A 25,805-nucleotide genomic window follows, 5' to 3' on the forward strand; every position below is an offset into this window, starting at 1 on the left:
GTGTGTATTTGTGGCTGCTTTGTCTTACGTTTTTTGTGTCGTTTTTACGTAATTTTGTTGTGTAGTGTTAAATTCTGTCTTTGGCTTAGCTTTAACTTAAGTTATTGGTGTAGCTTTAATTTATGGGTTTAAGGTAGGTTTTTCTTTTGTTTGTGGCGGAGCTTTAACTTCAGCTTTGGGAGTGGCGTTAACTTAAGCTTTTGGCGTGGGTTTAACTGCAGCTTTGGGGGTAGCCTTAACTTCAGCTTTTGGCGTAGCTTTAACTTCAGCTTTTGGTGTGGTTTTTACTTTAGCTTTTTTGGGTACGGCTTTAGTTGTTGTTGTTTGTGCTGATGTTTGTACTGCAGTCTGTTTCGCTGGCTGAGTTTTATTTTTATTGAGCACTTCTGGAGCAACAGCGACATTTTCTACTAAAGTTTCATTCACTTTAGTTGAAAATACGGCAAAAGAATCATTAAGAATTTCTTCTGCATCTTTTTGCGCATGGGTGAGTGTTTCAGAGGTTTGTTTTATGGCATCAGTTAATTCATTTTGCACATAGGCACTAAATTTTGCTTGTTCGGCAATAAAAATGTTTATGTCTGGTGTTGTCATCATCTTTTGACTAAATGACATACTGTCATTAAACAAACTGGTAATGAGCAATCCTTGTTGATGTGCAATAGCATTTGCTGTTGATATATTTAATTTGACCAACTTATCAATTGGGTCTGATGAGGTTTGAAATAAATCTGTAAATTGATTAAACATAAACTTCTCCTTAATTTTTGCTGATAAGCAGCATCATTTGGTGAGAATTTAATCAATTTTTAAGTTTTTAGTCAATTATTATTTTGTTGCAGTGCAACATTTTGTTACTGTTTATCTGTTGGCTTCTGGAATTTAGTCCAAATATTCATATTTTGTTCGACAATACTGCTAAATAAACCAAAAGGAGAGTTTTTATTAATGTCATTGCTCAGCTTTAAAATATCATCTTGATGTTCAATAAAAGCAGCAAGACTTTGTTCAAGAAATTGCTGTAAATAATCTTGGTTATCATTGCCATAAAAACATATTAAGCGCTTCAGTAAGGTATTAGTTAACAACGATTGTCGCTCACTTGTTTCTTCTTCACTTATAATTTGAACTAAAATGCTACGGGTTTTATCTTCACTTGTTTTCGAGTCAACTATTTTAAACTCTTGATTCGATATAACTAATTCTCTAATATAATCCAAATTTACATAATGACTCTTTGTAGTGTCATACAGACGACGGTTTGGATATCTTTTAATTGTGATCAAGGGTAATAATCTCAGTCGGTTATTAATTTTCACTTACGATAAGTTACTAAAAATTTAGTGTAAGTGCTATTGGTGTTCAGTATAACAGATATACTCTCTAGAAAAAAAGCGACCTTTCTGGTCGCTTTTTAGTTTAACTTTCAGCTGTGCTATCAGGTTAACAAGATAACGCAGAAAAGAGGGGGGTTATAGCGATACTAATTACGCTTTTTAACGTAACTGCCGGGAGCCGCTTCTATACTTACATGTTTTTTAGATCCTTGTTTACGTGCGGTTACTTGCTGACCTGATTGAGGAGCAACCCAATTTTCCCAATCTGTCCACCAAGACCCTTCATTTTTTGTCGCGCCTTCAAACCAATGCTCTGCAGAGTCAGAAAGTTCGTCATTAACCCAATGTGGATATTTGCCATGATCGACAGAGTTAACCACACCGGCTAAGTGACCAGAGCCAGCTAAAACAAACCTTGTTGGTCCAGAAAGCACTTTAGCTCCTTTGTATGATGCTTGCCACAACACTATGTGATCGGCAATGGTGGCTAAGAAATAACTGGGTGTTTTAATTTTACTGAGTTCTATAGCAACACCCTCAATTTCAACTGCACCATCTTTTATCAAGTTATTTTCTTGATAGGTATGCTTGATATAAAAATCAAAGGTTTCTGCTGGTAAATTTGAAGAGTCGCTGTTCCAGTATAAAAGATCGAACGGCGCAGGGTCTTTGCCCTTTAGGTAGTTATTGACAAAATATGACCAAAATAGGCTGTTTTCACGTAACATGCTAAACGCTAAACCAAGCACGCGGCCATCTAAGATGCCTTTCTCTTTAATATTTTTTTTCAAGAAAGGTAATACTTCCTCAGACAGATAAACGCCTATTTCACCCGGTTCTTCAAAATCTAATAATGTGGTTAAAAAGGTTAACGAGTTTATTCGAGTATCACCTTTTGCCAATAAGTATGACTGGGTTGTTGCTAATAATGTGCCGCCAATGCAATAACCAACCACATTGATTTTGCTTGATTTTGTGACTTCTTCAATCACATCGAGTGCGGCAATTGGCCCTTCTTTCATATAGTCATTAAAGCCTTTATGAGAAAGTTTTGCGTCTGGATTTACCCATGAAATGATAAATACCGTATGCCCCTGACTTACTGCCCATTTTATCAGTGATTTTTTCTCGTCCATGTCTAAGACATAATACTTATTAACACAAGGTGGAATAAACAATAGTGGGACTTCATTAACTTTTTTAGTGCTGGCTTTGTACTGAATCAGTTGAATCAAGTCATTTTGGTAAATGACATCACCAGGGGTATAGGCTAAGTTTTCACCTAAAGTAAACGCATCAGGGTCTGTTTGGGTGATCTTAAGTGCATCGGCAGGACTTTGTTGTAAGTCTTGGATAAAGTTTTGTAACCCCTTGATCAGGTTCTCGCCTTTAGACTCTAAAATGTCTCGACAAACTTCTGGATTGGTTAATGCATTATTGGTTGGAGAAACAGAATTGATATATTGTCGAGTATAGAATTTAACTTGCTCTTCGGCTTTGGCATCCTCGAAATGTAAACTGTTAACCATTTCTTGCATCATGTTAGAATTTAATAGATAAGACTGTTTTAAATAGTTATAAACAGGGTTTTCAGACCATTCGCTGTCTTTAAACCTTCGATCATTATGCTGCTCTGACACCACAGGCTCAACTTTTGTACCCATTAATGCTTTAGTCGCACTCTGCCAAAGCTCAGCTTGCTGATTCATAAAAGACATTTGTTTATTAAATAACATGGCAGTATCAACTTTTACCCCTTTAGATAAAAGTTGAGATAATTTTTCTGAATCCATCATTGAATTTAAACTTTTTTTATCAGGATCATGTAAAACTTGTTTGACCAGACTATTAAATACCTCTGTGTATTGCCCTAAAAAATCAATTACTTCCTTCTGTTGACTTGATTCCATAATATATCCCTTTAAATTATATGATTACAATTTATCTGCGGTTAAAAAACACAAAGTAAAAGTATTTTTAACAAATTATCAACAAACAAGTTACAAACAATATTAATAAGATACAAACATATTTGCTTATTATTTATGTTAACCATGTCTTCAAACGTAAATTTAAGCTACATAATGCGTGTTTATAATGAGTGAACATTTAAGATATATTTATTTTTGATGCGGTGCAGCAAAATATTATTGACCAATACAGATTTGCTATGTACACTCATTTTATATATAAATGCTGCACCGCAGGATAAACAACAGATGATGTATCAAACTTACGATTTATATACTCGCTCAGCCGAAATGATGAATGGTTTTATTGCCTTGAGTCAGCAATTCATAACTCACCCGTTTAACCCTTATGCCAAGACCTTGTTAGGAAAAAGCATCAGTGCGGGGCTTGATAGTGCCTATCACTACACTAAAATTTATGACAAACAAGCTTATGATGTTAAAAACATCTTAATTGATGGCAAATCTATTGGTGTTACTGAACAGATCATTCTAAAAAAACCTTTTTGTAATTTAATTCATTTCGCACAAGATACCAATGTTAAGCAACCCAAACTATTTCTAGTGGCGCCGCTTTCAGGTCATCATGGCACTTTGTTAAAAGCCACAATAGTGCGTTTAGTTGCAGACCATGATGTTTACATTACTGATTGGCTAGATGCTAAACATGTGCCTTTATCTGAAGGAAGTTTTGGTTTTGATGACTATGTAAGTTACCTCATTGATTTTATGCATGAGATAGGTGAAAACACGCACGTATTAGCCGTTTGTCAACCTACGGTTCAGGCGTTAATAGCAACAGCGGTGATGGCTAAAGCGAAAGATCCTTGCAGCCCTAAATCACTTACATTGATGGCGGGTCCTATTGATACTAGTATTAATCCTAACGAGCTTAATAGATATGCTAATAGTAAAGATTTAAGTTGGTTTGAAAATAACGTGATTATGACCGTGCCTAATCGCTTTCCAGGTGCTGGCAGAAAAGTATATCCTGGCTTTATTCAATTAGCCTCTTTTCTGTCGATGAATATAGAAAGCCATATAAAGAAACATACTGATTATATTAGCCATGTTTTTCATGGCAAAGAAGAAAAGAGAGCAAGTCACCGTGATTTTTATGATGAATACCTAGCGGTATTAGATCTTAATGGTGAGTTTTATTTAGAAACCATTGACCGAGTTTTTATTAATCAAGACCTAGCCAATGGTAAAATGACTTACCGAGGTGAACTAGTTGATTTGTCGTCAATAACTCATACTCCTTTGCATACCATTGAAGGGCGAAATGATGATATTTGTTCTTTAGGTCAAACTGAAGCCGCACAATCTTTGTGTGCTAATATTTCAGCACAAGATAAACTGCATGAAATTTTTGATGGTGTCGGTCATTTTGGCACCTTCAGTGGCTCAGCTTTTCGCAATAGAATCGCGCCTAGTATCACAAAATTTATTAAAAAATATAACTAACGGTTGTATTAGAGCAATAGTTTACTGACTAACTTAAAAGTAGGTTTGATCAAACCTACTTTCTCATCACTTGTACGCCCGTAGCCATTAAATTGTATGTTTTAGCGCTTGAGTTAATCTAATTCAATGTGCTGTAATGTAAAAAAATTTTTCTGTTACAACTCAGCCCAAGGATAAATTATATAGTGTAAATACAGCTTCGATGGACTTAAAATTACTATGCTTGACTCAAATCAGGTTAATTAATACCAAAAATCTGTATTTTTGATGGTAACGGATATAGATAACGAATTGAGATAACTCGACTACCTTGCTACCCAACCACCATCTAATACCATAGTTTGTCCGGTCATATTTTTAGCTAGATCACTGGCTAAATAAGTCACTGAAGCACATATTTCTTCTATATCAATAAATGCTTTTTTTGGCATAGGGGCCAACATAATATTGTTAACAACTTCTTCTTCACTAATACCATGTTCTTTTGCTGTATCAGCAATTTGTTTCTCAACGAGTGGCGTTTTTACATAGGCAGGACAAATAGTATTAATAGTAATATCTTGCTCGCCAGTTTCTAACGCAATCACTTTAGAAAAACCAATAATGCCGTGCTTGGCAGCAACATAGGCACTTTTGTATGGCGACGCGACTAAACCATGTAAAGAGCCAATATTAATAATGCGACCAAAATTATTAGCTCTCATCAAAGGTAATACCGCTTTGGTCATCATTGCGGGTCCGACTAATAATACATTAGTAATTAATTGCCATTTATCAGCTGGAAAATCTTCTAATTTAGCAACATATTGAATGCCTGCATTATTGACTAAAACATCGATACGGTTATTAAATTCATTGGCATGCGCAATAACATTATCAATATCAGCTTGAACCGTCACATCAAGCTTAAAGGCTAAGGCATCTCCTCCTGACTGGTTAATACCTTGAGCAACCTCTTGTGCCACAACTAAATTAATATCGCTAATAAGGATTTTATAACCTTGCTTAGCTAAATTTTTTGCTATTCCTAAGCCAATACCACTGACAGAACCCGTTACCAAAGCTGTTTTCTTTTGAGTCATGTTTTACTTCCCTTTATTGATTGCGTCAAATAACAACAGAATATAATGATACGCCGATAATGTTAACAAAACCATTTCATTATTGAGTGATAATTAAACTAATTGCGGTTTTATACAGCACATTCACAAAACGTTAATGTGTAGACATTATAGTAAAATAACACCGATTATTTTGGCGAAATTAATAACCAGTAAAAATTTGTTTTAGAACAATAAAGAACCACTAAAAAGTTGTTTTAAACACAAACACTGACTAAAGTTATTTAACAAGCTAGTAACATAACAGAAAGTGAAAAATGTAAAATATATAGCATTAAAAAAATTAACATAAAGAAATTAACATCGATTTTTTTCAAACGTTAGTATGCTAGTTGTACGATAGGTGTTGGTATATTACTCACGTTTAAAATGAAAGCAGTGTTAATAAACGGATTACAAACCTCTATAGAGCCACTATAAAATACAACAAGGAGTACAAATATGGGACGCATTGCATTAGTAACAGGTGGAACACGTGGTATAGGCGAGTCTATTAGCATAATGCTAAAAGAACATGGTTACACTGTTATCGCGAATTATGCTGGCAATGATCAAGCAGCTCAAGAATTCACAGAGCGAACAGGTATTAAGTCGTTTAAATTTGACGTCAGCGATTTTGAAAGTGTAAGTAAAAGTATTCATGATATAGAGTCTGAAATCGGGTCAATCGACATTCTTGTAAATAATGCCGGTATTACTAGGGATGGCACCATGCACAGAATGGATTTTGAGCAATGGAATAAAGTTATTCAAACCAATTTATCTTCTTGTTTTAATACTTCTCGCGCTGTTATTGAAGGTATGAGAGCGCGCTCATTTGGGCGCATTGTTAATATAGGATCGGTTAATGGCCAGGCAGGTCAATATGGTCAAGTGAACTATGCAGCCGCTAAATCTGGTATCCATGGTTTTACCAAAGCATTAGCGCAAGAAGGCGCTGCAAAAGGCATTACCGTCAATGCGATTGCCCCAGGTTATGTTGAAACGGATATGGTTCGAGCAGTTCCTGCTGATGTTTTAGAAAAAATTGTTAGAACAATACCGGTAGGGCGATTAGGTCAACCAGAAGATATCGCACGTTCTGTATTATTTTTAGTGGCCGATGAAGCTGGTTTTGTTACTGGCTCGACCTTATCTATTAATGGTGGTCAGCACATGTACTAGTTATATACCTGCTTAACTTTAAGATGCAAATTTCAGTAAGTTGAGAAGGGTTAGGTACACAGGTACAGCCTAAAAAACCTGTGTAATACTTGATAAGGGTGCAGCCGTTATCTTTATATCGTAACTTGATCTGACTTGCTAGCTTAACGCTAAAACTGCATTTTGAAGTGGAAAGGATATAGAAAATATCATGTTATAACTTTTATATTATTAAAGTAGATAAACAATTATCTACTTTTTATTTTGCATATATAGCACTTTTGTCTAACTCTTTAGACTTTCTTTATTTACTTATATTTACTTATTTGCAAAAAATTATTCGAGTTTTACATTGAGTGCTGAAATCAACATACATATGAATCCGTTAAATTAGCGAGGAAAAATTATTATGAGTGTAAATAGTGTTGTAGTGTTAAGTGCCGTGCGTTCTGCTGTTGGTACTTTTGCGGGAGGTTTAAAAGACATAGAGCCGGCTGAGTTGGCAGGACAAGTATTAGCCGAAAGTATTAAAAAATCAGGAGTAGACGCGGAGCAATATGAATCAGTGATAGTGGGTAATACTATACCCACTGAATCCCGCTTTCCCTATGTTGCGCGAGTAGCCTCTATTCAAGCCGGCATGTCTTTAAACTCTACTGCAATGGCGCTTAATCGCTTATGCAGCTCTGGCTTGCAAGCAGTGGTGAGTTCGGCCCAAGGTATTATGTTAGGTGATCATCAGCTGGCGATTGGCGGTGGTGTTGAAAATATGTCACGTGGGGGATATTTGTCACCGGCTATGCGTGCCGGTGCGCGCATGGGCGACAGTGCCATGATTGATATGATGGTGTCGACATTAACTGACCCATTCGGCGTTGGTCACATGGGGATTACTGCTGAAAACCTAGCGACTAAATGGCATTTAAGCCGTGAAGCACAAGATGCTTACGCTGCAGAATCACACGCTCGTGCCGCTAAAGCGGTAGAAGCGGGTTATTTTAAAAGCCAGATTGTGCCAATAGAGCTTAAGAGTCGCCGCGGTAGCACTTTCTTTGAAACTGATGAACATATAAAAGCAGGCACAACGGCAGAGTTATTAGCGGGAATGCGTCCAGCATTTAAAAAAGACGGTAGCGTAACTGCAGGTAACGCCTCCGGTATAAACGATGCTGCATCCTTCTTAACGCTAGCGAGTGAAAACTATGCAAGCCATAATAATTTATCGCCAATTGCACGCATGGTTTCTTATGCGGTTGCCGGTGTTCCTAACGATGTTATGGGCGAAGGTCCTATTCCAGCCTCTAAAGCGGCATTGGCTAAAGCCGGCTTGTCTATTACTGATATGGACGTTATTGAATCCAACGAAGCTTTTGCAGCACAAGCGTTAACTGTTGCTAAAGGACTAGATTTAGACCCCCTAAAAACTAATCCAAATGGTGGCGCAATTGCTTTAGGTCACCCTATTGGTGCTTCAGGAGCAGTAATTGCCACTAAAGCCATTCACGAGCTACATCGTGTAGGTGGCAAGTATGCACTTGTTACTATGTGCATTGGTGGCGGACAAGGTATTGCCGTTATATTTGAACGTTTATAAATGTAAACTGAAGGTTTAATCGTATTAAGGGGGCAACATTGTGTTGCCCCCTTTTTATGTAAAGCGTTTATTGTGTAGCGTGACGGTTTAGATAATCGTGGTTAATTTCCAGCCACATCAGTTTTTTTGGTCGCTTAAAACAAGAATGAATGCAATGGAAAAATGACCAAGCACGCTTTGAAGTACAGCAATACATATTGAGTTACATATTGAATTAGATAGTGAATTAGATATTGAATTAGATATTGAATTAGATAGTGATGTTCTATAACAGTTGCCGCTTTCATCATCATTTGGGTTACAAAAGCCTAAATGATGATGAAAGCGAAATAATTAAATTGAAAAAAGTCGCTTAACTAGCTTGTCTGAATTTAGTTGAGCCGATTACCTTGTTGAGTTTATTTAGATTTATTTACCTTATCAAAAGGCATTTTTAATAAGGTAAATAAACTGGCATTTTTTTTATTAGCGGGAAAACTTTTAAGACCTATAGCTAAATCCTCATCACTTTTTTGTGCCTGTGACTTATAACTAGCAAATATTCTATCCCACCAACTAACACTAAACCCATAATTGCTATTAGTTTCCTCTACTACTTGGCTATGATGAATACGGTGTAATTCTTGCGTAATAAGTATGGTTCGTAATGGTCGCTCTAACCAAGGGGGTAATCGAATATTGGCATGATTGAATAGCGAAAAGCCATTGAGCGCTACTTCAAAAATAATCACCGCAAGTGCAGGTACGCCAAGTATAATAACCGCTAAGCCTTTCAGTAATATACTTAACACTATTTCAATGGGATGAAAGCGCAAACCCGTACTGGCATCGGTATGACTGTCGGCATGATGAACTTTATGAACACGCCATAGTATGGGCACAAGATGAAAAAGCCGATGTTGCCAATAAATCATTAAATCTAATAATAATAAACTCAAAGCGATACTCAGCCAATTTGGCAAGTTAATGACATTGAATAGGCCAATACCTTGTGCTGAGCTATACAAAGCAATACCGATAACACCAATAGGTACTAATAACCTAGCAACGACTGACGATAAAATTAACAAAGAAAAGTTACCTAACCAACGAACACTTTTAGTCAGTTTGCTTTTACGCGCAGGAAAGCAGCTTTCTAGCACTAACATAGTGATAAAAATGGCAAAGAAGATACTTAATCGTAAACTGGTATCTGACATTTATTGCCCCTCGGTTAACTTATCTTTAGCATTATTTTTCGCCGTCTTAGTTGGCTTTTTTAAGCTGTGTTCTTTCAATGTATGATAGCCGCCATAAACCCGTGTAACAATTGTTATTGTCGCTAATGAAGCAAAGCCATAGGCAAGTTCAGCAAAATATTGTGGCCATAAACAAAATGCGACAAAAATAAGAATGGTCTCGGTGCCTTCGGTTAAGCCATTTAAATAATAAAAACTTTTGTAAGCAAATTGAGGTTTGTTCAAGTTGAGTTTTTCGGCCGGAATAGCAAAAGCTAAAAAGCTCGATCCAGTACCCATAAATACCGCTAACAATACTGCGGCGGCTAAAGCATTTTGCTCGGGGTTAGCCAATGCAAAACCTAGTGGTATCGCAGCATAGAATAAAAAGTCGAGGCAAATATCTAAAAAGCCACCTGCGCTGGTGCTGTTGTTTTGGTGCCGTGCTAGTGCGCCATCTAAGCCATCAAATAGCCGGTTTAGTACAATGGCAGCTAAAGCTAAATTCCATAAGTTTAAGGCTAAAAAAGGCACAGCTAACAAACCTATTATAAAACCGACTAGGGTCAGTTGATCTGCGGTTACTTGGCGTTTATCTAACAAACTAACCACAGGCTGTAACAAAGGCTTTATCAAAGGCGTAATATATTTATCTAGCATAAGTCTGTTTCTTAAATGTCTTGTTGTGGTGTTTTCAAGTGCAACACTTTGCCATTAGCCGCTATGGCGTCCGACTCATCATGTGTCACCATAATAACAGGTAATTGGTGTTGTCTAATTTGTTCAAAGACTAACTGTCGAGTCTCTTGGCGTAACTGACTATCTAATTTACTAAATGGCTCATCCAATAATATGGCTTTAGGTTGACTCAATAATACCCGTAATAACGCCACGCGTGCTTGCTGTCCGCCAGATAAACTCTCAGGTTGGCGATTTTCTAAACCAGCTAAACCCACATCAGACAGTGCCTGACTAATTTTTATTGCGCGTGTTTTGCTATCGCCTTTAGGCATCGCAAAAGCAATATTACCAGCAACAGATAAATGCGAAAATAACAAAGCGTCTTGAAACAATAATCCGATATTACGCTGATAACTGGCGACTTTGGTAATATTTGCATCGTTGAGATAAAGCTGACCATCAGCTTGAAATTCTTTGGGCAACATACCGGTTAGCCAATTTAATAACGTTGATTTTCCACTGCCTGACGGCCCCATTATGGTCAATACATCACCACCTTTTATCGTTTCGTTAAGTGATAGTAACGGTGTTTGCTGGCGCATTATGGTTAAGTTTTTTATCTGTAAACTGTTGTTCTCAAAAACACTGCTCATCGGTTAACCTTAGTGATATAACTTGCTGTTTTGTTATTGAGCTTTACTTGAGCCTTTTGTCTTTTTTTTCGCATCGATATCAGCCAAATGAGTGAAAAAGCGATGGCGGGTAAAAGCATCTGTATTAGCGCATAAACCGCACTTGTGCGGCGACTCGCGCCGTTGGCTAAGCTTACCGCTTCGGTGGTCACGGTATTAAGCCGTCCACCACCGACTAATAATGTTGGTAAATATTGGCTAAAACTAATGGCAAGTCCTAATGCGCTGGCCATCATTATAGGCATTAATAATTGTGGCAAACTCAGCTGTAAAAATATTTTAATCGGCGATGCACCTAAGCTTGCTGCTACTTGTGCATAACGCGAGTCAAGCAGGCGATAACTGGTGGCTAAAGATAAAAATACATAAGGTAAAACAAATAGTAAATGTGCCAAGGCAACATTGATAAAGGTTGCTTTACTATGAACCGCTTCTTGAAGCCAGACTAAGCCAAATAAAAAAGCAATGCTGGGGATCATTAACGGCAAATAAATAATCACACTACTAAAGCGTGAGAGCTGGGCCCCGTTTTGTTTTTCAAACTCTAAGGTCAGCAAGGTTAAAATGAGGGCAATGCTAGTTGCGACCAAGCCAATGGAGAGTGAGTTTAATATCGGTGTTTGTACTTGTAGCAAAGCCGATTGCCAATGCATTATTACCCATTGTTCAGGCAGTGCTAACGGAAACTGCCAGTAGCCGGCAAATGACCAAAACACCATGCCAATCAACGCCAAGGCAATAAAACCGATTAACAACAGGGTGAAAATATTGATGATTTTAGACCAGAAAAGATCACCGTATGTGCGCTGACCGTTACTTAAGCTTTTACTGCTTATAGCTTGGGTTAGTTTTTCTAATAGCCACCAAGTGAATAGAACCGAAAGCGTAATGAACAATTGTAATATTGCCCCAGAGGAGGCTTTTATTCGCAAGCTTAAATCGACATCATGAAACCAGTTCATAATCGCCACTGCTAATGTCGGTGGTGTATTTGGCCCCAATATTAAAGGCATTTCTACACTGGCACTGGCGTATGCGAGTATGGCTAACATGGGTAAACGCATTAACGGATAAATGTTAGGTAGCACGGCCTTGAAAAACGCCGTTATCGGATAATAGCCTAAGCTAAGCGCAACACGATATTGCGCCTGTAACTTGATATTAAGCTCGGGTTGAGCAATAGCGCCCAAAGTCATTAATAATAAAAAAGGCAGCTCTTTTAGCGTTAAACCTAGGATAATGCTAATACCGTAAGGGTCATGGGGCAGTAACCAATCTGTCGGACTTTGCCAACCGGTTAACCAGGGTGATAGTAGGCGAGCAATCATGCCTGAAGGTGTGATCAAAAAGGCAATAGCGATTGCGGCCGCGGCATGGGGTATCACTAAAATAGGCCCTAACAAACGTTGAATACGGGCTAACCACGGGCTATCAAAATAATTGGCCAACAGTAAAAGTGTAATAACAAAAGCCAATAAACCACTGACAATACTGCTGAAAAAACTCAAGCCGATCATTTGAGCTATACCGGGTGTTTGTACTAGTTGCTGAAAGCCTTGTAAGCCAAACTGAGTTCTGTCTAAAGCCGGTAACCAACCAAAGGCGGGTAAAAGCACACCTAATAAACCACCCAGCACAGGTAAAATTAATATCGCTATTAATAATTTAGGGCTGAATTTTACCACGGTACTAAAAAGTGTGTCGAGCAGCTTGGTCTCATCTTTTAGAGGACGGTTGTTTAAGGAATTGCTCGTCAGCTTATGGCTCATTTGTTATTGCGCTCCATAACGTTTTAACCATTCACGGGTTAATAATATTGACCAACTGGGATGGGGCTCACTTAATGCTGTGATTTTACTGCTAACAGGTAAGGCGCTTGGGTGCTGCTGCTCAATACTAAACAATAATTGCTCTTGCTGACTTAATTGCGACACATCGAGAACCGTGCTGTCGCCCCAAATTTTAGCTTGTTGTTTTTTAGCCTGTGCTTCAACACTGAGCATAAAATTGGCGACCACTTTTGCGGCATCACTATTCGCGGCATTATAAGGAATAGCGATAAAATGAATATTACTTAAACTACCATCTTGCATGACGAAGCTACGGGTATTTTGGGGTAAGTTATAGCGCTCAACCGCTGCCGGTACTTGCGCAGCAGAGAAGGTAAAGCCTAAGTTTATCTCGCCGTCACCAACCAGTCTTTGTAATGCTGTACCACTGGCAACAAAATATCGCCCTTGATGCCACAAATACGGATGCAGTTTATCTAAAAACGTCCATAAAATGGGTAGCAATGTTGCTTGGCTTTGCTTTGTTACTGCTTGATATAGACCTGACTTTACTGGCGCTGGCTGATGCTGATTAAGTGTGATTAGGGCATATTTTAAAAAGCTTAATGATAAGAAATCAGGCGGTTTTGGGTAAGTAAAACGACCAGGGTTTTGCTCAGCCCAAGTTAATAACTGGCTAATGTTTTTTGGCGCATGGCGAATACTATCTTGATATGTGCTTTTTGGCTTATTGACATTAATTGAAGGTGTGTAATAAAAGGTTAGCGAAGCTTGTCCCCAAGGCGCTTCCATGCCTTGTGTTGGCAAGCCAAAATCACGGGTCATTGCCTCATTCTCTTTGGGGTTCGTTAGCCAAAAGTTAGGTAGTTGTGCAACCCAACCTTGTGCTAAGAGCTGATACTTTGCCATTGATGCAAAATTTTCGCCATTGATCCAGACTAAATCAACTTGCCCTTGCTGATGATTATTTGCTGACTTTTCCGCTAAAACACGACTAACAGCTTCGCTAGTATCGGTTAGTTTTACATGTTGTAAGTCAATGTTATATTCTTGCTTTACTCGCTTAGCAAGCCATTGAATATAGCTATTAATTTGCGGGTCACCGCCCCAAGCATGAAAATAAACTGAGGGGTTTTTTCCTAATGTTTCTCCCGTACTCCACTTTGTTTGTATCGGTGAGTTGTTTGATATTAATACACTGTTCACTTTAGCGACTGAACTTGTTTCAGTAATTGTTTCAGTACTTGTTATAGAGCCTGTTTCAGGGGTTGCTGCAAAGGCAGTGTTGGCATAACTTAATGAGCTTGTAGTAAATAGCATGGCAAACAGTAGGGTGAACCAAGCTAAAAATATTAACCTAAGTAACCAAACAGCGGGCATAACTGCCTTAACCCTTGAGGTTTTTGATGCGGGTGTCATAAAGTCATTAGCTTGTTGATACAAGAACGACATGACGGCTTGATGCGGAAAATGAGTGGCAAAAAGAGTCGAGAAACGCCCCCTTTTACCATTCAATAAACACTTCGATTTACCTAACGGCATTGAGTGCCCAATCATAGGTTAAAAAATTCGTCGCCATATCTTCCGACTTTAAACCTGCTTGTTGCGCTGGTGTTAAATTTAAGGCTTTACGGTAGAGCAATACGAAAGCAGATAGAGAATTACTGCCACGAAAGCCTTGTGTGAAGTCATCGCCATACCATTTGAAAATAGCGGAAAGCTCCATTGCATCTTCAGTAAAACGATTACGGCTCTTATCGGTTAAAAAACGTATCGTTTGCTCAGTTAATTGTTGCTCTAGTTTGTCAGCGCTATAAGCTTCTTCACGCAAAGCAGGGCAGCCAATGCTGGCACAGTTAACAGCAAAGTGAATACGCGGATCAGCATATTTATTATCGCCACGAATTAACTCATGCTCAATATTGTCTAAGCTACGCGTTTCACCAAGCAGAGGAATAAACTTCTTACTCCACGGTGAACTAAAAAAGCTCCCCAGATCTTTTATCGACTTTATATCAGGGTAAGCCGTTAGAATCAGTTCAACTGTCCAAGCATTGTAAGCATTGATCAAAAATGACAATTGCTTAGGGGCAGGCCATTGCTCAAATGTTTGTTTATCAATCTTACCAAGGGCAGTTAAATAAGCCGTTAGCTTTACATGATCAGTTTTCATGCCGGCATAATTTACTTGGCTTGAATGACCATCATTAATTGGCGAAACGTGCTGAGTTAATAAAGCCTGCCATGGTTGGTGCAAGATCTCTTGTGCCGTACTAACGGCGCTAAAAACTGTGCTTAACAGTAACAATACAGCTAACGGCAAAGATTTAGCCCTTGAGAGGGCTTTGTTTAAGTTAATCATGGTATTAACCTCTTCTCCAGGTGTGGAATTTCTCTAACCAGCTTAAAACGGTTTTTGGTGCATGGTTACGTTTCCACTCACCTGCTGCGTATTTATTGCCTTCAGCCCACGTTGGATAACTGTGAATCGTGCCTAAAATTTTATTTAAGCCTAAGCCATGTTTCATTGCTAATACAAATTCAGCGAGTAAATCACCGGCATGCTCAGCAACAATCGTCACACCGAGTATTTTATCTTTGCCTTTTGGCGTAATAACTTTAATAAAACCATTGGCCGCACCGTCAGTGATCGCGCGGTCTAACTCGGCAAAATCATATCGGGTAATTTCATAGTCAATGCCTTGTTCAATAGCTTCTTGTTCATTAATACCGACACGTGCCACTTCTGGATCAATAAAGGTTGTCCATGGAATAACGCGGTAATCGACTTTAAACTTTTTAAAGGTACCAAATAAGGCATTAACAGCAGCATACCAACCTTGATGTGCAGCAACATGGGTAAATTGATAAGGACCAACAATATCTCCTGCGGCAAAGATATTAGGGTATAAGGTTTCTAAGTATTCATTGGTTTGAATGGTGCGGTTAGTTTCTATACCTAATGTTTCAAGGCCGTAACCTTCTAAGCGAGCAGCGCGGCCAACAGCACATAATAACTGATCGTATTCAATGGCTATTTCTTCTTCTTGATCTGTACCTTGTTCGTGCTTAAGGTTTTTAACAATGATGAATTTTTTACCGTCACGTTGTTCACAACGTAAAGCTTGGTGAGAAGTTAAAATATTCACGGCACTTTTTTGTAATGACTGACTAGCAAATTCAGAGACTTCAAGGTCTTCCCTGATCATGATGCGCTCAGCCATTTCAATTTGTATCACTTGTGAGCCTAAACGAGCGAAACTTTGTGCAAGTTCACTACCAATAGGACCGCCGCCTAACACCACTAATTTTTTTGGTGCGTGATCGAGCTTGGCAAATTCTGTCCATAAGGTGTCACTAGTAACATAACCACTGGTTTCAATACCCGGTAGTGGCGGCACAAATGGACGAGCGCCTGTGGCAATAACAATACTGCGAGCGGTTAATGTTTGCATGGTGCCATCGTTAAGTTTAATTTCTACAGTCCATGGATTGATTAACTTTCCGTAGCCTTTGATAACTTCTACACCTAAGTCAGTGTAACGTTCAACACTGTCGTGCGGAGCAATATCGGCAATCACTTGGTGAACACGTGCCATGACTTTCTTAAAAGAAAACTCTGGGGTCGCGTTCTCTAAACCATAGTGTTCACCCTGTTTAATTTGATCGACTATTTTTGCACTTTTAATGATTGCCTTACTAGGAACACAACCATAATTTAAACAGTCGCCGCCCATTTTACCTGCTTCAATTAAGCTTACTTTTGCTTTTACTGCCGCGGCAATATAACTGGTGACTAAACCACCAGCGCCGGCACCGATAACAATTAAGTTACGATCAAAGCTTTTAGGTTTTTGCCATTTTTTATAGACTTGACGTTGTTTTATTTTGTTAATGATAGTTGTAGCAATAAGGGGTAAAAGACCGAGTAACACAAAAGAGAGAATAAGCTTAGGTGATAATATACCAGACAAGCTCTCTATTTCAGCTAATTGCGTACCGGCGTTAACATAAACCATGGTGCCTAAAAACATGCCTATTTGGCTGACCCAATAAAATGTCCAGGCTTTAATACCGGTAACCGCCATTAATAAATTAACTAAAAAGAAAGGAAAAACAGGCACTAAACGTAAGGTGAACAGATAAAATGCCCCTTCTTTTTTTACACCAGCATCAATGGCTTTTAAGCGTTCAGGAAATTTAGCCTTAATGGTATCGCGCAGCAGATAACGTGAGACCAAGAAAGCTAATAGTGCACCAAGGCTAGAGGCAAATGAGGCAATAACCAAGCCTTGGGCTAAGCCAAACAAAGCGCCTGAAGCCAAGGTTAAAATGGCAGCGCCAGGTAATGACAGCGCAGCGACCAAAACGTAAAGGGTAAAAAAGCCCCCAATAACCAATAATGGCGATTGTTCGCGCCACTGGCCAAATTGCGCCATTGAGGCTTTTAATCCCTCTAAAGTAAGTAACCTATTGAGATCAAAGTGAAAAAACAATGCCACCAGTGTGATGGCGATAACGAATAATAGTATCTTCTTAAACATAAAAATTGTCCTTAAAAATTGTCCTTAAAAACTGTGCTGTATTGTGAACTTGGCATTAATAGGTAATTCAGGGAAAACCAAGGTTGAACCAAAATATCCGCCTTCAAAGACTGGCCGCCAATTCTTTTGATTCGTGACATTATTGATATCGAAACGCAATTTAGTCTGCTCGCCAATTCGGTAACTTGTGTTAAGACCTAAGGTGTATTGATCGCGTATGTTTACGGTTGCTAAAAAATCTAGTGGGTAACTTGAGGTATATAATGCCGCAAAGCCTGCTTGCCAAGATTCTGTAATATAAAGGCCACCATTAATACTTAATGATTGCTCTGGTATGCCTTGTACACGCCTATTAGAACGAGGAAAAGCGGTGAAGTTTGGTGCACCTACGCTAGTACCTTGAATAATGTCGGGACGAGAATTATCAAAGGCATCAGCAATTTGCGACGAACTTTGACTACTGGCAGAGTTGTCATAACGAGCATCAAGATAACTGTAACCTATGTTAAACCAATAAGGCGCAGCATCATAAAACACTTGCAGCTCAACACCTTTGGTTTTTATGCCGGTGTTACTGCCGTCGCGATTACGTAAGCTACGACTTTGATTAAACAATGCTCCGTCAATATACCAAGCGCTGTTGTCAGGTATATATTTAATGCCCACTTCATTTAGCGTGTTTTCAGTGGCAAAGTTCTGTGTATTAATTAAGTTATCAGCGCCTAATGAATTACCACCGGCCATACTATTTGAAGTTGCTTCGTTATAACTCGTTGCAGCATAAATAGTTAAATCAGTATTAAGCTTGTAATTAACGCTGGCTTGACCTGAATGTAAGGTTTTATTAATACTATCTTCTGCCGCTTCCTGCCCAGTAGGTGCAATAGGATCTCGTGCTTTTACATCATAAAAATCAATACGATAACCAAAGTTTGTTCTTAAACGATCGCTCCATTGACTGTCTTGTTGAATGGCAAAGCCCGTTTGCCAGCTGGTAGAGTCGGTAGTATCTGATAACGAATAGTCACCAAGGTTGTCATTATTGACATCATACTGACCACCGGGTGAAACAAATACACCGGGGCGCAGCTCCACAAGTCTAGCTTGTTGTTCTACTGTTAGGGGAATGCGGCGGCTCTCAACAGGGCCAGTTAAATCAATAGGGTCATCAGCTTCGGTGGTAAATTGGCTATAACCGCGCACTTTATTATAACGGACATCAAAGGCGACAATGGTTTGTTGCTGATTGTTCCAATCATGACTTAGCTCAAGTCGGTTTTGCGCGGTATCGGCAGCATCTATGATCTCAACAAAGCTATTTTGAGCAATTTCATCACGGGTTAAATGTTGATAATAAGTGCTATTTTTTAATTGTGTTTGGCTGCTTAGTTCGCGGGTGTAGATGCTGTGTAATAAAAAAGTGTTAGCTTCGTTTTCATTATTAGGATCGGTTAATACCCTACTACGGCTAAGTTGTACTTGTCCGGTTGGCGAAATTACTGCTCCAGCGCCGGGTATAAGGCTACCATTAGGTTGTACGCCTTGGCCGGTAATATATAAGCCGCTGTCGATTAGCGCTTGTGTTGGCCTATTAATGCCAGCATTGTCGGTAAATTCAACTTGGTATAATTCAAGGTTAATATCCCAGGTGCTTTGGCTATCAGGCAATAAACGAAAGGCGGCGTAAAAGCTGTCACTTTTAAAGCTTGAGTAATCGTAAAAGCTACCATTATCAATATGCGCGGCGCTGATTCTAAAACCACTCTCACCCTCAACAATTGGCGCACCTATATCCAGTTGTGCACTGTATTGATCCCATCGACCTGCGCTAAGTTTTACTTTTGCAGCACTTTTTTCAGTCGATGCGCGTTTAGATTGTAAATTAACAAAACCACCGTTACGTTGGCTACTGCCAAATAATACCGGTGGCGCACCTTTTATTACATCAAGCTGATCAACAGAATTAAAAGAAAGTGGTACACCAAAGCCGTTATTACCGGCTTGTCGGCGCATACCATCCTGAAAAAGCTCGCCTAACTGACCACGTAAAGTCGGTAAGCTTGGCGCACCAAAACCACTGGCTGAGTAACTGTTAGGTGTTACGGCTAAAATATCTTGCAAGTCAGTTATGTTTAATTGTTCCATCATGGCGCTAGTAATAGGCGTCATCGAACGTGCAATGTCAGATAAGCCTAAATCATCGCCAAATGGCCCATTGATTTTGGTGTTTTTGGGCGAAAAACCATGATTAATAATGCGTTGACCTGCAACTTCAATAACTTCAACATCAGTTTCCTTAGCTTCTTCAGCACTGGCTATTTGAGCGTGAAAAATAAAGTGCATACTAAGGGCTATTAAACTGTATTTCATTTGAGAGTACCTAATTTTTTGTTATTAATCATGCTTGATTATGAACTTATTAAAAATGTTATGTCAGTCTAGACCGAGATTAAAAATAATAAATTTCAGGCTTTTAATTTATATTGGCTTTTAATCTTAGTCATTAGTCAAAATAGCGTTTTAAAATTTCTTAAGGTTCGATTAAAAAAGGTTCGATTAAAAAGACATAAGCTATAAAACGAAGTTAAGGTACTAATGAAGGCAATAACGATAGTGAAAATATTGGCAATATTACTCAGGTTTTTTTAGAGTATTGATGAGCTAAATTGAAAGAGCTGTAGTTGATGTTAAAAATTTTCTGATAGTTAACCAATTTACTGTTTTGAGGATTTAAATATAAACCAGATTTGGCCCAGTAAAAAATCAAAATACGCATTAATCTTTGTGTTCAACAACAGTGTTGAGCTTGATGGGTGTTACAGCAGGAGGCGATATTATTTTTTCTTCTGCTTGTCTACGTACAGGGTAAGATGATGAATTAGCGTTAATTTGAATGTTTTTGTTAATAAAGTCTAGGGTAGACTTATGCATTTTCTTCAACATATGCTTTTGATCTTAATAAATATACAGCCAAACCATCAAAAGTAGCAAAATTATACTTATTGAAGTGGCTTGGCTATAGGCTTACATGTCGTGGTTAATTTGAGAACAAAGTGATTAAAATAACTTTGTTCTCAGTCATAAGCGAAAAACTAGCCTTTAGTGACGACTTCTTTTACGCTTGTGGCGATTTTTGCAACAACACGACGATTTAACTTATGGGCAGCAATGGTATTATCTGTTGATAATAATTGAGTTTGACCATAGCCTTTAGTCGTTAATCGACTAGCGTCAATATTGAACTTGTTTACCAGGATGCTTTTTACTGATTCTGCACGTTTTTTCGACATCATTAAGTTATAGTCGGCAGTACCTGTAATCGAAGTGTGTCCTTCAATTTCAACTGAAGTATTGGTATATTCTTTCATGAAATCAGCTAATCGTTGAATATCATCGACTAATGCAGGCTCAACAATAGAGCTGTTATTAGCAAAAGCAATATTAAGCTTAATTTCAACTGCCTGTTCTGAATATAAAGTACAGCCCATAGAATCTACTTTCACGGTCACAGGTGTGTCAGCACAGCGATCAATGTTATCGCTAACACCATCGTTGTCACTGTCTAAAACCTTTGCTACAACAGCGGGTACTGCTGCTACTGCAGGTTTGATGCTTACCTGTGCTTGCTTAACATCGCCAAAGGTATATTTAACGCCTAATTTTACACCTTGATCGATATAGCCATAATCAACATCTTTATAAATAGCGGCTTCACTGTAAAAAGATAAACGGTCGCTAACCTCAAAGTTGTAACCGGCACCAATATTTACTGCATTGTAGCTTTTCGCGTTACTAAAGCGTTTTACGCCAGCAAACATATATAAATCGCTATCTTCTAGTTTGTAAATAGCGTCAACGCCTCCACGAATGCCATAATCTTTATCAGTACCGTTGTCTATGTCATAGCGAGTTCCTGCAATTTCAACGCGCACATTCCAGTAGTCATTAATAATTTTTTGTAAATCGATACCGATAGATTTACCGGCCTCAAGTTGGTACCAATCCATTCTTGCTTCTTTGTTAGTACTCGACTTTATGTAATCGCCAAAGACGCCAAGCTCCCATGTTTTATCAATAGTTTCAGCAGCTAGTGGTGAGCTAATAAGGGCTGCGAGTAGAGAAATTTTAAATGCTTTCATTGGTAATTCCTTGTTTAGGTCTAAATAATCTTAATAAATTCTGTTTTGTATAACTTTTGTATAACGAAGATGATTAAAGAAAGTCATAAATTAATTTCTCAGCTAAGTTTCTAATGTGTATTTTGACAATTATTTTTATAAAACGCTACATATTACCTCGTTTATTTTGATTAAGATCAACTGAGAATCTTGATATATCCTAGTTGTAAGTAATTAATTCTACTGAGAACTAGCAAAGAACTAGCGAGAGCTAATGCCTAAATGATAATTGAAAATAAAAATAGGGTGATTTTTATGTTACAGGCGGCTGCTAGGTATATTAAGTTAAAGTGACAGCGCCGAATTGAGTTGAACTGAGATTAAGAAGAGGGGCTTATTTCCCCCTCTTTACATGGCTATTATTTTGACTTTGTAAGCAACTTTGTAAGTGATTTTGTTACAAGGTTATTTTTTTACCCACTGCCCAGCAGCATTTTGAATAAAATGACCAGTCTGAGTTTTATTTAAGGCTTTTTCAGCGGCTAGTGCGGTGACTTGCGCCATGGTGATGTTATTTTTACGCGCTAGGTTAAGGTAAATGCTTTTACGCTTTTCGTTAACACTCGCCACTAAGCTTTGCGCTTCAACGTTCTCTACTACTAAGCCTAAGTAACCGTTTTTCATTTCGCCAATCAAGCCTTGTTGCTTGGCATCGTCTAGTGAAATAGCCCATGCGGAAAATGTCATAGTTACAGCTAGCAGCGCACAAGTTAATTTTTTAACTATGTTGTTGGTCATGTTACTCGTTAATTTATTAGATAATCTATAAGATAATCTATTAGATAAGTTATTCATAATTACTCCTTAAAATACGTCGCTATCGGCACTAAAAATGTCATCAAGTTGTTTATCGACTTTTACCCTGATTTCATGATCAATTTTTAAATTTAAATTAATCGTGATCGGTTCTTTGGCGCTAACTTCTATTTTATGTGTACAGCCACTGATTATAAAAATAGCTAACACTGTGGTTAGTATTTTACTCATACTTACTCCTTATTTTTTTGTAAACCTTTGATAATACGTTCTTCAAATTGTTCGGTAATTGACAGTGATTCAAGCAAGCCTAATAAGTCATAGCTTAAATTCAAGTTCAGATTCACATCGTTGTCGATGTCTGGATTTCGGCCTTTAATCACGGTTTTTAATAACATATAGCCGTCATCTGCCATTGAAATATCAGAAGACAACTGATGGTAGTGCAAGTTCTGCAGGGCATCAAACGCTAACTTTAACTGGCTGTTATTCGCTTTTAGCTCAGCTACCGCCGGATTATTCATTACCTGAATAAGGCCATTAGTCACATTATGCAGTTCGCCTTTTCCCATAGTATATTTTTCGCCATCATAACTAATAGGCAACTGGCCTGATATGTTGCCGGTTACTACAATACCTTGCTTTTTGTCTAGCGCCAACACTTGCTCTAAGTCTATACTAGTTAACTGAACGTCAACTGAATGGCCATGCTCAAGTGGCCATTGAACTTTTGGAATGGCAAAGCTACCGCCTAATATATCACCTTTGACTTTTGTCGCTGATATTGTAAAGTCTTTTTCATAACTCAAACCTGTGTTAACGGAGAATTTAGATATCGGTGTTGGGATATCTATCAATGCAATCTTTAGGTTTTCTTTTTGATCTTTAGATACATCATGCAGCGTGGTTAACTTACCCGCTAAAAATTGAAAGTTTTGCTGCCAATTAAGCTCTTGTAGCCAAATGCCATTTACTTCACCGCTGACTGATTTCATTGCTATTGATATGGCGAGTGGTGTTTTTTCAAAATCTGTTAAATCAGTTACCTGACCTTTTACGCTATAGCTCAATGTGCCTTCAACTAAGGCTATTTTTGTTGGTAATTCAAGATTTAGAGCAAGCAGGTCAGTTAACTGTAACGCTTCAGCCGTTAATGCGATGTTAGGTTTATCTACTGCGCCCGATATTGTTAAATTTCCTAGTGCTACATTATCGGCAGTGGCCGTAGTATTTATTTCAATGTTATTTAAATTACCTGCAATAGTGGTGTTTAGCGCTAATTTATTGACTGCAATCATTTTACCTACACGCAATTTTTCAGCCTGACTTTGCACTTTTACATTTAAGTTAATGGCAGGCTTACCTTGTATTTTCGCCTTATTGTTAACTTTTACAGGGTTTTGACCTTGCATAGCGGTTTGTTGTTGAATCGGGTGGTGTATTTCTACACTGCCTTGTACTTTCGTGGTTAACTGTTTAATCGAGAATAGCTTTTTATTCGTTGTTTTTTGGTTTGTCGACATGGCGATCTTGTTGCTAGTAAACGATGAGTTTTCATCAAGGTTTATGATTGTTTGCGCGTGGCTTTGGCTAAGAGAACCTTGCAGCTTGACTATAACCGGTGCATAAGTGAAATTATTAATGCTTGAGAGTAACCGTGGGCTATCAAGTTTAAAATTTAGTTGTGCCATTAATGGACTTTCTTTTACTGGGTCTTCTGTTACTGGATTATTGTTGCGACTTGGGTCAACGTTGAGATAATGCTTTAGGTTAAAGGCCATATTATCTAAGTTCAGTTGATGCACTTGCTGAGCACTTTCTGCCTTTATTGCTATGCCAGATAACGACAACTCTTGGTCGTTTAGGTTAAAAGCTAATCTGCCCTTTGGCTGAAAGGTTAATTGCTCAACGGGGTTGTCTTTTAGTAGCGTGATGAGTAAAGGCGATAGCGCGTTGTTGTTTAAGTAATCAATCAGGTGAGGCTGACTATATTGCAGCTGCAAGCTGTTGTTATGTTGAAATTCAACTTCAAGTTCAGCAGGGCTGTTAAGCGCTTTATCTTCTTTTTTTGAGGTTTTTTTTCTTAAGTTAGACGTGCTTAAATTAGCCGTGTTTAAGTTGATTTTGCTGTGCAGATTAAGCGTGCCCAAGAGTTCAAAGGGTCCACTCGCTTTAATACCTTGAGCAGCGGCAAGTGAAAAATCTTTTAATTGCCAGTCTAAGGTTAATTGTCCTGCTTGATAATTTAATAAGCTATAAAATTCACCGCTAGTGTTAAGCGAGCCTAAAGATTTTACTATTGCCGGCGCTAGCGGTAGTTTATGTGCGAATAAAAACTGTTTTAAAGGGGTTAACTGACCCGATATTTTTAAGGCCAAGGGGGCTTTTTTATGCGGGTTAGTCGATAAATCAACAGATAATAAAACGCTATGCTGAAGATCTTTTAATGAAAACCCTAGGGTATTTTCACTAACTGAAAGTTGGCCTGTATAAGGTGCTTTTTTTGTGGCATTACTGCTATTTATTGTACTGCTATTTTCCGGCGAAAAAGGTGAATAACTTAACGCTGCCACCTGAATATTAAAAGGTAACTTAAGCTGTGCAAGTTGCGTTAAATAAGTATTTAGCTGTTCTGTTAACCTTGCTGGGTTATTTTTTTTCGGGCTACTTTTGAATAGAGTCAGCAAGTCTGCTGTGCCTTTGACCGTTATTGAAGCAATATCGATGCGTTGAATTTTTTGCTCAGCAGCTAATGCCAAAGTTATTGCCATATTTTCAATATTGATATCTGCTTGCGGTGTTTGCAGGCATAAGTGACTTATCGCCAGTTTTAAATCTGTGGTGAAGTGAAAGTCTAGACAGGTTATTTTTGCGTCATATAACGCCAATTCATCATTACTAAAATTTTTTACAATAGCAACGCGGGTAAAATAGACCAAAAAGAGGGTAGTTATAATGACGCTTAGTACAATAGCAATTAAGCTTTTTTTTGGGACTATCATTTGTGGGTATTTATTCCTTCGTCCATGGGCTTTCTGGCTTTGTTTAATCCGTTTTGTACCACTACTTTATGGCTGTTGAGTCATAGGATCAATCAAAATCATGGATTTAAATACCTAGCTACAAAAGAGCTCACGAAAAAATTATGATATTCTCACTCATGAGAATATTTTAATTATACCAATTTCACTAATTAGGTGGTCTACTTTATACGCAGGAAAAATGGCCAAATATAAGGCATTTATTTTAATAACTAGTTGTTCTAATTATTAAATAAATAACGCAGTAGTTGGTTATTTTAACCAGTAAAAATGA

20 protein-coding genes are annotated in these 25,805 nt (G+C 38.2%); 3 read left to right on the forward strand and 17 right to left on the reverse strand.

The annotated features are described in order from the left end of the window. Positions 1-192: 192 nt before the first annotated feature. The 3 genes from phaP to H4J41_RS03325 all read right to left on the reverse strand — a co-directional run bounded on the left by phaP (position 193) and on the right by H4J41_RS03325 (position 3,247). A complete protein-coding gene (phaP, locus tag H4J41_RS03315) occupies positions 193-750 on the reverse strand; it encodes a TIGR01841 family phasin (protein ID WP_182150447.1) in 558 nt (185 codons plus the stop codon). Positions 751-854: 104 nt separating this feature from the next. Next, positions 855-1,319 (reverse strand): polyhydroxyalkanoate synthesis repressor PhaR, encoded by a 465-nt coding sequence (phaR, locus tag H4J41_RS03320; RefSeq protein ID WP_310649792.1) that lies wholly within the window; start codon positions 1,317-1,319, stop codon positions 855-857. A gap of 164 nt (positions 1,320-1,483) precedes the next feature. Next, on the reverse strand, positions 1,484-3,247 hold the full coding sequence (locus H4J41_RS03325; protein ID WP_182135971.1) for an alpha/beta hydrolase: 1,764 nt from the start codon (positions 3,245-3,247) through the stop codon (positions 1,484-1,486). Between the two features lie 309 nt (positions 3,248-3,556). Here H4J41_RS03325 and H4J41_RS03330 point away from each other — a divergent pair, with 309 nt between their 5' ends. Then, positions 3,557-4,774, forward strand: coding sequence for a polyhydroxyalkanoate depolymerase (locus H4J41_RS03330; protein ID WP_182135972.1), 1,218 nt, complete (start codon positions 3,557-3,559; stop codon positions 4,772-4,774). Positions 4,775-5,079: 305 nt separating this feature from the next. On the opposite strand, the gene H4J41_RS03335 is transcribed toward H4J41_RS03330, so the two are convergent. Next, positions 5,080-5,856, reverse strand: coding sequence for a 3-hydroxybutyrate dehydrogenase (locus H4J41_RS03335; RefSeq protein ID WP_182135973.1), 777 nt, complete (start codon positions 5,854-5,856; stop codon positions 5,080-5,082). A 480-nt stretch (positions 5,857-6,336) separates the two neighbouring features. On the opposite strand from H4J41_RS03335, the gene phbB reads away from it, so the two are divergent. Together phbB and bktB are read left to right on the forward strand one after the other, a co-directional pair. After that, a complete protein-coding gene (gene phbB / locus H4J41_RS03340; RefSeq protein WP_182135974.1) occupies positions 6,337-7,059 on the forward strand; it encodes an acetoacetyl-CoA reductase in 723 nt (240 codons plus the stop codon). 388 nt (positions 7,060-7,447) lie between these two features. After that, on the forward strand, positions 7,448-8,632 hold the full coding sequence (gene bktB / locus H4J41_RS03345) for a beta-ketothiolase BktB (protein WP_182135975.1): 1,185 nt from the start codon (positions 7,448-7,450) through the stop codon (positions 8,630-8,632). A gap of 398 nt (positions 8,633-9,030) precedes the next feature. Here the strand turns inward: bktB and H4J41_RS03350 are convergent, their stop codons facing one another. From H4J41_RS03350 to H4J41_RS03410, 13 genes are all read right to left on the reverse strand, one after another. Then, positions 9,031-9,831 carry a sterol desaturase family protein gene (locus H4J41_RS03350; RefSeq protein WP_182135976.1) on the reverse strand — a complete coding sequence of 267 codons (801 nt, stop codon included), beginning with the start codon at positions 9,829-9,831 and terminating at the stop codon, positions 9,031-9,033. Next, the gene (locus H4J41_RS03355) at positions 9,832-10,509 is read right to left on the reverse strand and encodes a CDP-alcohol phosphatidyltransferase family protein (protein WP_182135977.1); all 678 of its coding nucleotides are present in this window, start codon (positions 10,507-10,509) and stop codon (positions 9,832-9,834) included. It lies immediately after the preceding gene. An 11-nt stretch (positions 10,510-10,520) separates the two neighbouring features. Next, on the reverse strand, positions 10,521-11,183 hold the full coding sequence (locus H4J41_RS03360; RefSeq protein ID WP_182135978.1) for an ATP-binding cassette domain-containing protein: 663 nt from the start codon (positions 11,181-11,183) through the stop codon (positions 10,521-10,523). Further along, positions 11,180-12,991 carry an ABC transporter permease gene (locus H4J41_RS03365; RefSeq protein WP_182135979.1) on the reverse strand — a complete coding sequence of 604 codons (1,812 nt, stop codon included), beginning with the start codon at positions 12,989-12,991 and terminating at the stop codon, positions 11,180-11,182. Before H4J41_RS03365 ends, H4J41_RS03360 begins: the two co-directional genes overlap by 4 nt. A gap of 3 nt (positions 12,992-12,994) precedes the next feature. Then, positions 12,995-14,554, reverse strand: coding sequence for an ABC transporter substrate-binding protein (locus tag H4J41_RS03370; RefSeq protein WP_259365554.1), 1,560 nt, complete (start codon positions 14,552-14,554; stop codon positions 12,995-12,997). After that, positions 14,541-15,374 carry a DUF547 domain-containing protein gene (locus H4J41_RS03375; protein ID WP_182135980.1) on the reverse strand — a complete coding sequence of 278 codons (834 nt, stop codon included), beginning with the start codon at positions 15,372-15,374 and terminating at the stop codon, positions 14,541-14,543. The genes H4J41_RS03370 and H4J41_RS03375 overlap by 14 nt, the downstream gene beginning before the upstream one ends. Positions 15,375-15,378: 4 nt before the next feature. After that, complete coding sequence (locus H4J41_RS03380) at positions 15,379-17,556, reverse strand: FAD-dependent oxidoreductase (RefSeq protein ID WP_182135981.1); 2,178 nt, start codon at positions 17,554-17,556, stop codon at positions 15,379-15,381. Positions 17,557-17,580: 24 nt separating this feature from the next. Further along, a complete protein-coding gene (locus tag H4J41_RS03385) occupies positions 17,581-19,926 on the reverse strand; it encodes a TonB-dependent siderophore receptor (RefSeq protein ID WP_182135982.1) in 2,346 nt (781 codons plus the stop codon). Positions 19,927-20,331: 405 nt separating this feature from the next. Continuing rightward, complete coding sequence (locus H4J41_RS03390; RefSeq protein WP_182135983.1) at positions 20,332-20,499, reverse strand: hypothetical protein; 168 nt, start codon at positions 20,497-20,499, stop codon at positions 20,332-20,334. 149 nt (positions 20,500-20,648) lie between these two features. After that, a complete protein-coding gene (locus tag H4J41_RS03395) occupies positions 20,649-21,695 on the reverse strand; it encodes an OmpA family protein (RefSeq protein ID WP_182135984.1) in 1,047 nt (348 codons plus the stop codon). Positions 21,696-22,139: 444 nt separating this feature from the next. Continuing rightward, a complete protein-coding gene (locus tag H4J41_RS03400; protein WP_182135988.1) occupies positions 22,140-22,472 on the reverse strand; it encodes a YdbL family protein in 333 nt (110 codons plus the stop codon). A 66-nt stretch (positions 22,473-22,538) separates the two neighbouring features. After that, positions 22,539-22,721, reverse strand: a complete 183-nt coding sequence (locus tag H4J41_RS03405) for a YnbE family lipoprotein (RefSeq protein WP_182135985.1) — start codon at positions 22,719-22,721, stop codon at positions 22,539-22,541. Between the two features lie 2 nt (positions 22,722-22,723). Beyond that, entirely contained in the window at positions 22,724-25,492 is a 2,769-nt protein-coding gene (locus H4J41_RS03410; protein ID WP_182135986.1) for a YdbH domain-containing protein, read from the reverse strand. Between the last annotated feature and the right edge of the window lie 313 nt (positions 25,493-25,805).

The sequence above is a fragment of the Colwellia sp. MB3u-45 genome, assembly GCF_014077005.1.
In the GTDB taxonomy this organism is placed as follows: domain Bacteria; phylum Pseudomonadota; class Gammaproteobacteria; order Enterobacterales; family Alteromonadaceae; genus Cognaticolwellia.